Source organism: Bacteroides sp. (assembly GCF_019417265.1).
In the GTDB taxonomy this organism is placed as follows: Bacteria; Bacteroidota; Bacteroidia; order Bacteroidales; family Bacteroidaceae; genus Phocaeicola.
The window spans coordinates 7,902-22,294 of record NZ_DXVR01000042.1; the positions used below are offsets into that span (position 1 = coordinate 7,902).

12 protein-coding genes are annotated in these 14,393 nt (G+C 42.6%); 7 read left to right on the forward strand and 5 right to left on the reverse strand.

Annotated elements, in window-relative coordinates; translation table 11 throughout:
* The first annotated feature begins 200 nt into the window (after nt 1-200).
* The 7 genes from galE (at nt 201) to QZ379_RS06945 (ending at nt 9,272) form a co-directional block, all read left to right on the forward strand.
* Nucleotides 201-1,235, forward strand: a complete 1,035-nt coding sequence (galE, locus tag QZ379_RS06915; protein WP_291562265.1) for a UDP-glucose 4-epimerase GalE — start codon at nt 201-203, stop codon at nt 1,233-1,235.
* Between the two features lie 213 nt (nt 1,236-1,448).
* Entirely contained in the window at nt 1,449-1,922 is a 474-nt protein-coding gene (locus QZ379_RS06920) for a DUF456 domain-containing protein (RefSeq protein ID WP_291562267.1), read from the forward strand.
* Between the two features lie 555 nt (nt 1,923-2,477).
* Complete coding sequence (locus QZ379_RS06925; protein WP_291562270.1) at nt 2,478-4,682, forward strand: sodium-translocating pyrophosphatase; 2,205 nt, start codon at nt 2,478-2,480, stop codon at nt 4,680-4,682.
* 32 nt (nt 4,683-4,714) lie between these two features.
* On the forward strand, nt 4,715-5,200 hold the full coding sequence (locus QZ379_RS06930; protein ID WP_291562273.1) for a ferritin: 486 nt from the start codon (nt 4,715-4,717) through the stop codon (nt 5,198-5,200).
* A gap of 136 nt (nt 5,201-5,336) precedes the next feature.
* Nucleotides 5,337-5,855, forward strand: coding sequence for a 3'-5' exonuclease (locus tag QZ379_RS06935; protein WP_291562276.1), 519 nt, complete (start codon nt 5,337-5,339; stop codon nt 5,853-5,855).
* A gap of 133 nt (nt 5,856-5,988) precedes the next feature.
* The gene (locus QZ379_RS06940) at nt 5,989-7,674 is read left to right on the forward strand and encodes a putative transporter (protein ID WP_291562279.1); all 1,686 of its coding nucleotides are present in this window, start codon (nt 5,989-5,991) and stop codon (nt 7,672-7,674) included.
* 218 nt (nt 7,675-7,892) lie between these two features.
* Entirely contained in the window at nt 7,893-9,272 is a 1,380-nt protein-coding gene (locus QZ379_RS06945; RefSeq protein ID WP_291562281.1) for a nitrate/nitrite transporter, read from the forward strand.
* 127 nt (nt 9,273-9,399) lie between these two features.
* On the opposite strand, the gene QZ379_RS06950 is transcribed toward QZ379_RS06945, so the two are convergent.
* From QZ379_RS06950 to QZ379_RS06970, 5 genes are all read right to left on the reverse strand, one after another.
* The gene (locus QZ379_RS06950) at nt 9,400-10,122 is read right to left on the reverse strand and encodes a hypothetical protein (RefSeq protein ID WP_291562284.1); all 723 of its coding nucleotides are present in this window, start codon (nt 10,120-10,122) and stop codon (nt 9,400-9,402) included.
* 51 nt (nt 10,123-10,173) lie between these two features.
* Entirely contained in the window at nt 10,174-10,566 is a 393-nt protein-coding gene (locus tag QZ379_RS06955) for a hypothetical protein (RefSeq protein WP_291562287.1), read from the reverse strand.
* A 179-nt stretch (nt 10,567-10,745) separates the two neighbouring features.
* A complete protein-coding gene (locus QZ379_RS06960) occupies nt 10,746-11,858 on the reverse strand; it encodes an AAA family ATPase (RefSeq protein ID WP_291562290.1) in 1,113 nt (370 codons plus the stop codon).
* The gene (locus QZ379_RS06965; protein WP_291562293.1) at nt 11,825-12,532 is read right to left on the reverse strand and encodes a hypothetical protein; all 708 of its coding nucleotides are present in this window, start codon (nt 12,530-12,532) and stop codon (nt 11,825-11,827) included. Before QZ379_RS06965 ends, QZ379_RS06960 begins: the two co-directional genes overlap by 34 nt.
* A gap of 409 nt (nt 12,533-12,941) precedes the next feature.
* Nucleotides 12,942-13,868: an Rpn family recombination-promoting nuclease/putative transposase gene (locus QZ379_RS06970; protein WP_291562296.1), complete on the reverse strand. Its 927-nt coding sequence runs from the start codon at nt 13,866-13,868 to the stop codon at nt 12,942-12,944.
* Nucleotides 13,869-14,393 lie beyond the last annotated feature (525 nt).

The window sequence follows — 14,393 nt, forward strand, 5'->3', positions numbered from 1 at the left end:
GTGTTGACAAAGGTCTTGCAGCATTGTTTGGAATATAATAAGGAAATATAAATTGTTCCAGAAAATCCGGTATCTACCCCGATACCGGATTTTTTTATATTATTTCCATTAATTTGGTTGACTTTTGAATAATATTTATTATATTTGCTCGAAATAATTCTAAAACTTTACTATACAGAAAAATATAAAAAACTTTAATTATGAAAAAAAGAATTCTGGTTGCCGGTGGTACAGGCTACATCGGTTCTCACACAGTAGTGGAATTGCAGAACAGTGGTTATGAAGTAATCATCGTAGATAATCTTTCTAATTCAAGAGCAGATGTAGTTGACAGCATCGAACAGATTACAGGCATTCGTCCTGCTTTCGAAAAAGTAGATTGCCTTGACTATGAAGGTATGGATGCTGTTTTCACTAAATATCCCGGCATTGAAGGTATTATTCATTTTGCAGCAAGTAAGGCTGTTGGTGAATCAGTACAGAAGCCTTTGCTTTATTACCGCAATAACCTTGTATCATTGATTAATATTCTCGAGCTGATGCCTAAGCATGGTGTAAAGGGAATTATCTTCTCTTCATCTTGTACAGTTTACGGTCAGCCTGACGTATTGCCTGTAACAGAGGCAGCTCCAATCAAGAAAGCAGAATCTCCTTACGGAAATACAAAACAGATTAACGAAGAAATTATCGACGATACTATCGCTTCAGGTTCTCCTATCAAGGCTATCAAACTTCGTTATTTCAACCCTATAGGTGCTCATCCGTCTGCACTTATCGGTGAGTTGCCAAACGGTGTTCCACAGAACCTCGTTCCATTCCTCACTCAGACAGCTATGGGTATCCGCGAGAAACTTAGCGTATTCGGCGATGACTATGATACTCCTGACGGTTCTTGCATCCGCGACTACATCTATGTAGTAGACTTGGCTAAGGCTCACGTTATAGCTATGAACCGAATCCTTGAAGGGAAGCAGAAGCAGGCTTCTGAGGTATTCAATGTAGGTACAGGACGCGGTTTGTCAGTTCTTGAACTTATCAATGCATTCGAATCTTCTACAGGAGTTAAGTTGAACTATCAGATTGCTCCTCGTCGTGCAGGTGATATCGTTAAGGTATGGGCTGACCCTTCATATGCTAACAATGAATTGGGCTGGAAAGCTGATACTTCTATCGAAGACACACTCCGCTCTGCATGGAACTGGCAGGTACATCTGCGTGAAAAAGGAATCATGTAATAAGACATTCAGACAATAATATAACAAATATATAATAGGAAAACTATCTAAACTGCATGATTGTATGCGAATATAGTCATGCAGGTCTGTAATAACAGATATAAATAGTAGTTTTGTCGTGTTTTATTTTGTGTTTGTGTTGTGGCTGTTCTTCGACGTGAGTCGGAGAGCAGCTTTTTTTGATTTAAACGTAAAAATCTAAATTATAAGTATATGGACATTTTTTTGATAATTCTTTCGGCATTATTCATGCTTGTGGGTTTGCTGGGATGTATCCTTCCGGCTCTTCCCGGACCTCCTGTTTCGTATGTAGGCTTTCTGTTGTTGCATTTCACAGACAAGATACAGTTCTCCACATCACAGATTCTCATTCTTCTCCTGCTCGTTGTAATAGCCCAGGTGGTAGACTACTTTATTCCCATATTGGGAAGCAAATACAGCGGAGGTACAAAGTGGGGCAGTTGGGGAGCATTTGCCGGCTCTGTGGTTGGTCTGTTCTTTCTTCCGTGGGGATTGATTTTAGGACCTTTCCTTGGTGCTATGCTTGGCGAACTTTTGGGTGATGCAGATTTCAAGACTGCTTTGCGTTCGGGTACAGGTGCCCTCGTAGGATTCCTTTTGGGTACGGTACTTAAGCTTGCATTATGCATGTATTTTATCGTCCTTCTGGTACGTTCCTTAATTTGACTTTGTGTGTCTGCCGTTACCGCACACGGCGTTTTTCTGTCCAATAAATGATATAAATCAAGAAAAAGGCGTTTTTTGTTAAAAATATGTTCTTGAGCATTGTTTTTATCAATTTTACCCTTACCTTTGCATCGTGGTTGTGAAACCAGTAAGACTTATTAAAGGTAAAATAACACAAAAATATTAAGGTATTAGATTAGGCTTAAGGTAATTTATTTTAAGGTATTAGGTTAAAGTTATTAGTTTAAAGGTAAAGAGAGAGATTTTCAAGGTTTAGTTTTTTAGATTAAGGTTAAGAGAGAGATTATTGATTTTCAGGATTAGGATTAGTTTTTAATAGGTTTTAGGAAAGAACCAGGTAAAAAGACGAAATTTTAGGGATAACGTAAGACTTGAAAAACAAATGATGAAAAGAACCCTTAATTGGGGGTTCTTTAGATGGCCGGCGGCATTCATGGATAACTGGATGACGCCTTTTTTGTGTCCGTATGTTTCTGTTTTCAAAATAAATCCTTATATTTGGGGAAAAGCGATAAAACTTAAAATCATATTTTTATGGAAACAGGCTTATTCTGGATTGTGCCAATAGCCTCAGTCTTGGCGTTGGTTCTTGCATGGTATTTCTATCGTCAGATGATGAAAGAGAGTGAGGGAACTCCTCAAATGCAGAAGATTGCACTTCATGTCCGTCAGGGTGCGATGTCGTATCTCAAACAGCAGTACAAGGTCGTTACCATTGTATTTATAGCATTGGTAATATTATTTTCCATCATGGCCTATGGCTTTAATCTTCAGAACCATTGGGTTCCCGTTGCTTTTCTTACAGGCGGATTCTTTTCCGGACTGTCCGGATATCTTGGGATGAAAACAGCCACATATGCTTCGGCACGTACCGCCAACGCTGCCCGTACGTCGTTAAACCGTGGATTGCGTGTAGCCTTCCGTAGCGGTGCCGTTATGGGACTTGTGGTAGTCGGACTCGGTCTGTTCGACATATCTTTCTGGTATATCCTTCTTGACAGGGTTATAGATGCCGATTCTGCCAATCCTACAGCAAAACTCTGTATGATTACCACTACTATGCTTACATTCGGTATGGGAGCGTCTACACAGGCTCTCTTTGCCAGAGTAGGAGGAGGTATATATACCAAGGCTGCCGATGTGGGAGCCGACCTTGTAGGTAAGGTAGAAGTGGGAATACCTGAAGACGACCCTCGTAATCCTGCAACCATAGCCGATAATGTAGGTGACAATGTGGGCGATGTAGCCGGTATGGGTGCCGATCTTTACGAATCATACTGCGGTTCCATCCTTGCTACTGCTGCTTTGGGTGCAGCGGCATTTATCGGTACCGGCGACACGGAAATGCAGTTTAAGGCCGTGATTGCTCCGATGCTGATAGCTGCAGTAGGTATCATCTTGTCTATAATAGGTATTTTTGCAGTCCGCACGCGCGAAGATGCCGGAATGAAGGATTTGCTCAAATCCCTCTCCGTAGGAACAAATCTCAGTTCGATACTCATTGTCGTAGCTACATTCATTATTCTCTGGCTTCTTGATATGAAAAACTGGGTAAACATCTCGTTTGCCGTTGTTGTAGGTCTGATAGTCGGTATAATCATCGGACGTTCTACAGAATATTACACATCCCAATCGTATAAGCCTACCCGGAAACTATCCGAAAGTGGAAAGACCGGTCCGGCTACAGTAATCATCTCCGGTATAGGTCTTGGAATGGTTTCTACCACAATCCCCGTAATAGCAGTAGTGGCCGGTATCATTCTGTCCTATTGGCTTGCATCAGGTTTCGACCTCTCCAATATCGGAATGGGATTGTACGGAATAGGTATAGCAGCGGTAGGAATGCTTTCGACACTCGGAATAACCCTTGCCACAGATGCATACGGACCGATAGCCGACAATGCCGGAGGAAATGCCGAGATGAGCGGCCTTGGTGCAGAAGTCCGCAAACGTACGGATGCCCTCGACTCGCTTGGCAATACTACAGCAGCCACAGGTAAAGGATTTGCCATAGGTTCTGCTGCGCTTACCGGACTGGCACTTCTTGCATCCTATATAGAAGAAATCCGAATCGGTCTTGAACGAATAGGCAATGCGGTGCTTGAACTGCCTAACGGTATCAGTGTAGCCATACACGAAGCTGCTTTCACCGATTTCATGATATACTACGATGTAACTCTTATGAACCCGAAAGTCCTTTCCGGAATGTTCATAGGCAGTATGATGGCCTTCCTGTTCTGCGGTCTTACAATGAATGCCGTTGGACGTGCGGCAGCCCATATGGTAGAAGAAGTGCGTCGTCAGTTCCGTGAGATAAAGGGAATACTCGATGGAAAGGCTGAACCAGACTATGCCCGCTGTGTGCAGATATCTACCAAGGGAGCACAGCGCGAGATGGTATTCCCTTCAGTTCTTGCCATCGTAGCTCCTGTAGTTACCGGATTGTTGTTCGGAGTATCAGGAGTGATAGGCCTTCTTATCGGAGGATTGTCTTCAGGTTTCGTTCTTGCCGTGTTTATGGCCAATGCCGGAGGAGCGTGGGACAATGCAAAGAAATACGTCGAAGAAGGCAATTTCGGCGGAAAAGGCGGTGAGGTGCACCGTGCTACAGTAGTAGGCGATACAGTAGGCGACCCGTTCAAGGATACATCCGGCCCGAGCCTGAACATCCTTATAAAGCTTATGAGTATGGTAGCCATAGTCATGGCAGGCCTTACAGTGGCATGGAGTTTGTTATGATGTTATCAACGTATATTTTAAACTTATAAACTATGATTTCAGAAAAACTACAGAACGCAATCAATGCGCAGATTACTGCCGAAATGTGGTCGGCTAATCTTTATCTTTCAATGTCTTTCTATCTTCAGAAAGAAGGTTATGACGGATTTGCTTTATGGATGAGAAAACAGTCACAGGAAGAACTTGACCATGCATATAACCTTGCAGACTATCTTATGAAACGTGGTGGTGAGGCTAAAGTCGACAAAATAGATGTTGTTCCTCAGGGATGGGGCAGCCCACTTGAAGTATTCGAACATGTTTACAAACACGAGTGTCATGTGTCACAGCTAATTGACGAACTTGTAAATATCGCTTCTGAAGTAAAAGACAAAGCTTCACAGGATTTCTTGTGGGGATATGTTCGTGAACAGGTAGAGGAAGAAGCTACAGCCCAGAGTATCGTAGATAAATTGAGACGTTGTGGCGACCACTCAGGCATCCTTTACATGGATGATAAATTGGGACAGCGCAAGTAATTGTACGGTTCATATAATTTTAGTGCTGCAATTTTGTCAGTATGACAAAGTTGCAGCACTTTTTTATTTGCTGATTTCATATCTAAAATGTATTTTTGAAATATATTAATTGCGTTTATAGAATAACAATAGTTCTATGTATAATAAATCAGATATAAACTTCATAGCAATAGACTTTGAGACAGCCACATCCAGACACGCCTCAATATGTGAGGTAGGTATCTGTGTTGTGAGGAATGGAGAAGTAGCTGAAACCCGTTCATGGCTTGTACGCCCTGAAGATAACTATTACCAGTATTGGAATATAAAAGTTCATGGAATCCGTCCTCAGGACACCGAGAATGCCCCTGATTTCCGTCAGGTATGGGAAGAAATAGAGCGGACCTATCTCGACGAGTTTGATACCTTTGTAGCTCATAATGTATCATTCGACAGAAGTTGTTTGCTGCGTTCTGCAGAACTCTACCGCATCCATCTGCCTGAGTTGAACTGGATGTGCTCTTTACAGACAGCACGAAAGATTTATTCGTTTACATGTAATTCCCTTGATTATCTGTGTCGGCAGTTGGATATTCCTATGGGAAAGCACCATCGTGCCGGTGATGATGCCGAAATGTGTGCGAGATTATATTTGAGAGAACTGGAGGATTTCTGATATAATAAAAACAGATTGAGAACTCTATACAATAATTCTCTCCCATAAATATTATCTTTATATAGATATTGTTACTACCTTTGCACCCCGTAATTCAGAACGATATAAATTTAATACAATAAAAACTGTAATTATGGAATTGATTGAGAACCTGTTTATGGGTTATCCCAATTTATGGGGAGGGGGAGTAGCGCACTCCGTGCTTATTCTGTCATTGGTAATAACGATAGGTATTGCGCTTGGTAAAGTAAAAGTGGCAGGGGTGTCATTAGGTATCACATGGATACTTTTCGTGGGAATCATCTTCGGACATTTCAATATGAATCTCGATGAGCATCTGCTTCATTTCCTTAAGGAGTTCGGACTGATACTTTTTGTCTATTCTATTGGTCTTCAGGTAGGTCCTGGTTTCTTCTCTGCATTCAAGAAAGGAGGTCTTACCCTCAATATGGTGGCTATGACCGTTGTCTTTTCCGGAGTGATTCTTGCGATAGTACTTCATTTTGTTTCCGGTGTGCCTATCACTACCATGGTGGGTATTCTTTCGGGAGCCGTTACCAATACTCCGGGACTTGGTGCCGCACAGCAGGCTAACAGTGACCTCAACGGTGTGGATGCTCCGGAGATAGCACTTGGTTATGCGGTGGCCTATCCGCTCGGTGTGATTGGTTGCATACTTTCCTTGTGGGGGCTTAAATACATTCTCCGTGTGAAGGTTGATGCAGAAGAGGCCGATGCACAACGCGGTTCGGGACATCTTCAGGAACTTACTGTCCGTCCTGTCACAATAGAGATACACAATGAGTTCGTTATAGGTAAAAGACTGCGCGATATACATCCTCTTGTGAAAAGATATTTCGTGGTTTCCCACATATACCGTGCCGAAACGGGAAAGGTGGAAATGGCAAATGCCGATACAGTGTTGAGGCTTAACGATAAAGTCCTTCTTACTTCTGCTCCGGTAGATATAGATGCCATTACGGTATTTTTGGGTTGCCAGGCCGAGATGAATTGGGAGAATGAAGAGACAGACCTTGTGACAAGGAGCGTTGTCATTACAAGGTCGGAAGTGAACGGCAAGATGCTTTCACAGCTCAAAATCAGAAATAACTTCGGAGCCAATGTCATAAGAGTGAACCGTTCGGGAGTAGACCTTGTGGCTTCACCTAATCTGCAACTCCAGATAGGCGACCGCGTGATGATAGTGGGTAACGAGCTTGCTGTGGGACAGACAGAGAAGGTGCTTGGTAACTCACTGAAGCAGCTTAACCATCCTAATCTTATTCCGATATTCCTGGGTATAGCCTTAGGATGTATTCTCGGTAGTATTCCGTTTGTGTTCCCTGGCATACCTCAGCCTGTCAAACTCGGTCTTGCGGGAGGTCCGCTTATCGTGTCTATTCTGATAAGCCGTTTCGGTCCGCAATACAAACTTATCACATACACTACCATGAGTGCCAATCTGATGGTCCGCGAGATAGGTCTTTCCCTGTTCCTTGCCTGTGTAGGTCTTGGTGCCGGAGCCGGATTTGTCGATACTATAGTCCATCACGGAGGATATGTCTGGATAGGTTATGGTGTAATCATCACCATTGTGCCTCTGATTATAGCCGGTCTTGTAGGACGTTATGCGTTCAAGCTCAACTATTATACACTTATCGGAGTCCTCTCCGGAGCTACCACCAATCCGCCTGCACTTGCATATTCCAACGAGCAGACATCATGCGACGCGCCGGCTGTAGGTTATGCCACTGTCTATCCGCTCACGATGTTCCTACGTGTGCTCACGGCACAGTTGCTGATTCTGTCGCTTGCATAAATATAGATTATTAAATAGTAAAAGTCCTGAGTGAGATGCTTTACTGCAGTCTTATCTCAGGACTTTTTTATTTTATGCTTTTCTCTCCGTCTGATGTCTATATATGATATAAAGTCAGGTAAAATCTCCTAAACTATGCATATTTGTTTCCTAAATGTAAGAAAAAGTGTATCTTTGCACCGTTTTTGCGTAAAATAATAAATAAATATACATAAAAAATGACACAACAGGTAAAGAAAAAGTTAAACGACTCATGGGGCATGCGTTGGGGAGCCCTGGCTATTGTGGCCTTCACTATGATGGCTGCCTATTATGTGAACGATGTGGTCGCACCGCTCAAGAGTATGCTTGAAGCATCGCCTTCAGAGAACGGTTTAGGATGGTCAAGTAGTGATTACGGAATCTACACAGGTGCCTACAGCTTCCTGAATGTATTCTGCCTTATGCTGATATGGGGAGGACTGATACTCGACCGTTTCGGTATACGTTTTACTGGAAAACTGGCCACTATCCTTATGGTGGTAGGTACATGGCTTGAATACTATGCCATGACCGGTATGGTGGGAACTGCAGATATGATTCTCGGTTATAAAGCCGATGTATTCGTCGCTTCAGCCGGATATTCAGTGTTCGGAGTAGGAGCAGAGGTTGCAGGTATCACTGTTACAAAGATGATTGCAAAATGGTTCCGCGGTAAGGAAATGGCAACAGCCATGGGTGTACAGGTAGCCCTTGCCCGTGTAGGTTCTCAGGCTGCATACGCAGTAGCTATCCCTGTGGCACGTTCTTTCGAGCTTACTACACCGGTTCTCATCGGTCTTGTATGCCTCGTAGGCGGTATGATAGCATTCTTCTCTTTCTCTGTTCTCGACAAGAAGCTCGACACTCAGATGGAAGAAATCAAGGACGAATCATCAGACGACGAGAAATTCTCGTTCAAGGATGTCGCTACAATCCTCTCAGATCCGGGATTCTGGCTTATCGCCCTTCTTTGCGTATTGTTCTATTCTTGCGTATTCCCGTTCCAGAAGTTCGCTTCAGAGCTTATGATAACAAAATACGGTATCGATGAAAATGTGGCCGGATTCTTTGCCGGTCTTCCTGCCCTCGGAGCATTGATTCTTACACCGGTGTTCGGAGGTATGGTCGACAAGCGCGGTAAGGCAGCATCAATTATGATGTTTGGAGCTGCAATGCTTATATTCGTACATTTCATCTACGCACTGCCTTTCATTACCAGCTCATTTATAGCGATAGCCATGATGATAATTCTCGGTATAGCATTCTCGCTCGTACCTTCTGCCATGTGGCCTTCTGTAGCGAAGATATTCCCGGCTCACCAGCTCGGAACAGCATATGCCCTTATCTTCTTCATCCAGAACATAGGACTTTGGGGAGTACCTACACTTATAGGTTTCGTGCTCGATAATTACTGTATCACCGGTAAGACGGAATCAGGTACCAATCTTTACGATTACACAGTGCCTATGTGTATCTTTACCGGTTTTGCCGTTCTTTCACTTGTTGTAGCTTTTGCGCTCAAAGTAGCTGACAAGAAGTTCGGATACAAGCTTGAAGAGTCAAATATCAAAAAGTGAAGTAGTAGAAGTTAGCGAAGTTAAAGTAGTTGGCTAAATTAATCCTGCTTCCCGGATCTGTCACAGACTAAGGAAGCAGGATTTCTTTTAATTCATTTAATTTTTAATGTTTGGAGTGATTCTTTTCTTATTTCAGATTTATTGTTTTTGTGTCCTGATAGCATAAGGTCATTTCGCCATCAGCTGTGCGGTCATTTTGTGTAGTAGGTACGGTTTTATATCTTCTGACAGTAAGTTTGAATTTTCCTTTTTCTTCCGGAAGCTTGGCAAAAACGAATCCCTTTCCATCCTGAGTCACTTCGCCGGAATATTCACTGTATTGCTTCTTGTTTTCCTTTACCATCACAATCTCTATCTTTTCATCCTCAGCTTTTACAGCACCGTTCCAGTTCACCACCTTCCCGGCTTCCAGAGTTTCCAGTTCAGCGGGCAGAGATATCGCCAGAGAATTATCCTTCTTAATTTTGTTCTTTATGGTTTTATCCTTAAATCTGACGAATGAGAACTCAGCTTCCTCAGTTCCATTTTCCAATTTCAGCGAGTAGATATACGATACCATGTGGTAGCTGTTCATTGTGTTATAGTTCATGGCCTTTCCGTTGACGCTGATTTTCTGTTCTCCTGTCAGTTTTACAGGCTTCAGAAAGTCATTTCTTTCTCTCGAGAATGCAGCATAAGCCACAGTTTCACCGTTGCTGCTTACTGTAAGCATATAATTCTGATATAACACAGCATCACCCAAATCCTTAGAATCCTCCTGTTCGCATGATGTCATGTATAGTCCTGATAGAGTCAGAGCACAAAACAATGCTACAGGCTTGAAAAACCCCTTTGTGAAAATTTTCTTCATAATAAAAATAGTTTAGTTAAGTATAGTTTAGTCTGATAATTCATTTGCAATTCATTCCCAGCATTCTTCTGCAGGTTCCAGGTCAACGTTTACTATCGTATTGTCCCATTTGAACATCTTTCCCGTACCTAAGTCTACCAGGAATCCCGGCCAGAAAAGGAAGTTCCACAGGCTTGAAACATTGAATTCCGTTTCAAGAACAAACGGAGTAGGAGTGTATCCCTCTTTGCGTGCAACTAACTGTTTGTCCGAGATTTTCTTCTTTATTTTAGTAGTCACCATATTGTCCTTTTCCACCTCCGCTATCTTGACGTTAGTTTCCACATCATATATTTTAGTGCCGTTAGGAGCTCTGAAAGTAACGTTCTGTTTCGAAGCGGTGAATACTGTACAGCATGATGAAAATATCACAGCTGTTGTAATAATTAATACTGTTTTTCTCATGATATTTTAAGTCGCGTTTAGTTTTGTGTTTGCAAAGGTATGGGCTTCAGCAGTTTTACGCAAAAAAAAACAGATGTACATAGGATAATATTAATCTACAGATAATCAGCGCATTGATATTTTTTTTATGATGTACATAACAGAAATATGGGTGTAAAATCAGACCGTCCGTCCTTCCCTCACGCCCTGAAACCTATATATATACTCTTTATGATACCCTGGTTAATCAGGTTATGCACCCAGCGTCCGTTGCCGAAATATTCGTCACGCTGAGCCGCAGCCTTTTCAATAAGCGAAGCCAGACACCTGTGTGCCTCGTCCGTCAGTCTGTAGTTTCCGGCTTCCAAAGTGCGGCATGCCATCTCCATCAGTTCCCCGGCAGAGTAATCGTCGAAATGGAATGTCAGTGGGAAACGGTCTTTCAGTCCCGGATTCGTTTTCATCATCGCAGCCATCTTGTCCTCATAACCCGCCAGTATAATTATCATGTCCGGTTCAGGTTCCGACAGCACAGTGAGTAGCGCATTGAGCACCTCCTTGCCGAAATCTTTCGTGTCGCTCTCGTGTGAAATCAGTGTATAAGCCTCGTCGATGAACAGCACACCTCCGCGAGCTTCCTCTATGGCATCCAGAGTCTTTTTCTCCGTCATTCCGATATATTCGCCCACCAGTTTAGAGCGGTTAGTTTCCACCGTATGCCCCTTGCTCAGCAGTCCCATGCTGTGATACATCTGACCGACGAGTTTTGCCACAGTAGTCTTTCCCGTACCCGGATTACCTAAAAACAGCATGTGGTTTCTTTGCTCACCGTCCGTCTGAAGACACTTTTCCGCCCTTTTCTTATTGAACATAGCCATCATCCTTGCCTCCTTCATGTCATCCTTCAGCCTTTGCAACCCCACCATGGCTTCAAGCTTCCTTTCGGCCTTGCAGTATCCCGTGCGGTTTTCCGTTTCTTCCAATCCGCATTCGTTTTCCTTGTCCAACAGCCTTCTCACAGCATCCATGAATTCGTCCTCCTCCCCGTCATACTCATATTTCACACCTACCGACCTGTCCGACGATAACCGTAGGGTAGTCCTGTCGCTGAACAGTCCCTGCATCAGGATACATTTCTCCATCATCATGTTAATGTTCCTGTCCGTTCCGTGCAGCACGAAAGTGGTATCCCTGAAAGTGTCGTATCGCATCATGCTCGCCATCAGGTTAACGATATTCACCGTATGGTCGTTGTAGTCCAAATCCGGCACCTCAACTATCACCGCTTTCGATTTCGCCACTTCCTTCTCCATATTTTTCCATCCGTATGCCCTGTAGTAATTTCCGACAGTGACAGACAGTATTTTTTCGTTACATCGTCATTGGTGATAAATCCCCCAAGAATCATCGAGGCCAGAGCTTTTGCCCCACAATTTTCGCCTTCGCCGGTAACAAGCAGATGGGGTACCTTGTCGGCCTTCTTTTCCTCCATTTCGCTGCTGAAAATCATCAGTTTCTCAGTCAGCAGTCGGATAAACGGCTCCTTGAAGCGTCCGCAGTGCAGTTTCGGCCACCAGTTCGTCATTGCCAGTTTCTCGGCGAAGAACATCTCCAGCGGATGTCCGTCCATAGATTCCAGCCCCTTTCTGGTCCAGTATTCCGACGATACAGGCAAGTCCACTTCGCAGAACCATTTCGGAGTGCCGTTGATATATACATATGCCCGATACAGTCCCGCATCCCACAGGTCGTCGTTTGCCATATCGAAACAGGCCTTACGGAAAGTCCTCTCCGCGTCATGTTCCGTACATCCCACACCCATCAGCCTGTACGAGGCCGAATAAATGCGTACAGATACCTCCTTCACGCCCTTCAGTCCCTTTGGAGCGGAAAATTCCACATCCAGATGAAGGTCAGCATATTCAGGAGCAAAATTATTTGAATTGGAATCGAAATTGCGTTTTACGCGTAAGAATAAATTTTTCATAAACAACGTGATTTAAGTTTTTGAGTTTTTTAAGTTAAGAAACGAGCTAACAAGTTGACAAGTTAACCAGGTCGTTCTTCTGATGAAAACCCTGTTCCCTTGTTTCTGAAGCCTTGTTACCTTAAAAAGATAGAATCCCCTCTTCCCGGTCGAAGAGTCGGGTATGAACTCGTACGTCAAAGAGCATAGCAATCCCTGCCACATCGTTTTGTAGCCATTGGAATAATCAAAGTTCTGTGATTAATAAAAAATGATTTTTTCTAATCCATAAACCTTTTGATTTGCTTCTTTGACATAATAGTTTGTTGTTTATGATTTGAATTTATAGTTTGATGCCTTGGATATCGGCATATGTTTTCGCTGCAAATGTATGATGTTTGATTATAATTTCCAAGTAAATCAGGAAAAACTATAATTCAGAAATCTCATTCTCGCTTAATCCTGTGTTTTGGGCAATAATATCTGCCGGTATGCCTGAAGCCTTGAATTTTCGTGCCATTTCGATACGTTCGAGCCTGCGCCCTGTTTCAATACCTTCCACTCGTCCGACTTCAATACCTTCTACCCGTCCGACTTCAATACCTTCTGCCCGTCCTTCTTCTCGACTTTTCATCTTGGCCGTTTCAATAGTATTCTGCCAGTCTCTGTATGCTTTCAGGCTTTCTTCATATTCGTCGTACTGCTGTTTTGAAAATTTAGCAATTTCAGCAGCCTCAAAAAGTTTGGTGAATACTCTTTCCTGTAAAGCATCGGGGCGGTTCATCAGTTTAGATAGGTTGCGCAGTACGAACAGCCATTTGTCGAACATGTCTTTCAGTTCGTTTTCCGTTTTGTTGAACTTCGGCATTTCAAGATACATGAATGTCAGTTTGTCGTAGAAAACTTCTTTTGTATTTATATCTACCAATTTCACTTCATGGTGAAAATAGTCCGAATCTTCATCGTAGAATGTGAAGTTTAGTATTCCTATAACATAGACGGCCTTCAGTTCATAGTTCCATTCTCCCTTTCTTCCTTGTTCACGTATCGGGAAAGTGGAGTAATAGACACTTCTGTCCTTGAAGAACTGTTGCTCTCCTCTCTGCATCTCAATCAGAATTTTTTCACCTTTTTCGTTTTCGCAATATACGTCAAAAACCGCTTTTCTGTCAGTTTCCGCAGTTCCGAGTTGTTCTGTATTAAGATATGTAAGATCCTTAATGACTTCTTTCCCGTCGAAAAGGCTGTTCACGAAGCTTATCAGTAGTTCCTTGTTCATCTCAGTCCCGAAAAGCATCTTGAATCCGAAGTCTGTATATGGATTGACGTATCTGTCTCCTGTAAGCCTGTCTGTCATAATTGTTATAATATATAGTAAACCATCATTTGCAAATATAGCAAAATGTCGACGTAGTAACAAGCGAAAAACGAAATTTTTGAGTGTCGTTTCCCGGTGTTCAAGTGGCCTGAATTTCTCATGTCCAAAACGCTTCGTCATTTGACATAAAACGACGAAACGTTTTACTTCAAATGACGAAGCGTTTTTTTTCGTGTCTTTTTGGGCTGTTTTTTACGATGATATTTATGTGAAGGATAGCATAAAAAAAGGGTCCAAAGGTTCAGGGTTCACTATATATATATTATTTTCTCCGTGGTATTTTCTGTACTTCCTGTTTTGAACAATTGGTTTTAGCCTTGTAATAACCTAAAATAGGGTTATTCTATGAATATAGTCTATTTTAGTATAGTAAATAAATGTTAAATTCGCTAAAATCGAGCAGGTGCTTTATTTAAGAGGCATAGTGTATAATCATTATCCTGACTTTTGTATATTTTAGGTTCATCGGTTATAGGAAGGTTCACTAATTTTATTCTTGTAAAT

Excerpts from the sequence above, each read along its gene's own strand:
- QZ379_RS06970 (WP_291562296.1), bottom strand. The coding sequence starts at position 13,868 with ATGACAGACAGGCTTACAGGAGACAGATACGTCAATCCATATACAGAC.
- QZ379_RS06965 (WP_291562293.1), bottom strand. The coding sequence starts at position 12,532 with ATGAAAAATTTATTCTTACGCGTAAAACGCAATTTCGATTCCAATTCA.
- QZ379_RS06960 (WP_291562290.1), bottom strand. The coding sequence starts at position 11,858 with ATGGAGAAGGAAGTGGCGAAATCGAAAGCGGTGATAGTTGAGGTGCCG.
- QZ379_RS06940 (WP_291562279.1), top strand. The coding sequence starts at position 5,989 with ATGGAATTGATTGAGAACCTGTTTATGGGTTATCCCAATTTATGGGGA.
- QZ379_RS06950 (WP_291562284.1), bottom strand. The coding sequence starts at position 10,122 with ATGAAGAAAATTTTCACAAAGGGGTTTTTCAAGCCTGTAGCATTGTTT.
- QZ379_RS06930 (WP_291562273.1), top strand. The coding sequence starts at position 4,715 with ATGATTTCAGAAAAACTACAGAACGCAATCAATGCGCAGATTACTGCC.
- QZ379_RS06955 (WP_291562287.1), bottom strand. The coding sequence starts at position 10,566 with ATGAGAAAAACAGTATTAATTATTACAACAGCTGTGATATTTTCATCA.
- QZ379_RS06925 (WP_291562270.1), top strand. The coding sequence starts at position 2,478 with ATGGAAACAGGCTTATTCTGGATTGTGCCAATAGCCTCAGTCTTGGCG.
- galE (WP_291562265.1), top strand. The coding sequence starts at position 201 with ATGAAAAAAAGAATTCTGGTTGCCGGTGGTACAGGCTACATCGGTTCT.
- QZ379_RS06945 (WP_291562281.1), top strand. The coding sequence starts at position 7,893 with ATGACACAACAGGTAAAGAAAAAGTTAAACGACTCATGGGGCATGCGT.
- QZ379_RS06920 (WP_291562267.1), top strand. The coding sequence starts at position 1,449 with ATGGACATTTTTTTGATAATTCTTTCGGCATTATTCATGCTTGTGGGT.
- QZ379_RS06935 (WP_291562276.1), top strand. The coding sequence starts at position 5,337 with ATGTATAATAAATCAGATATAAACTTCATAGCAATAGACTTTGAGACA.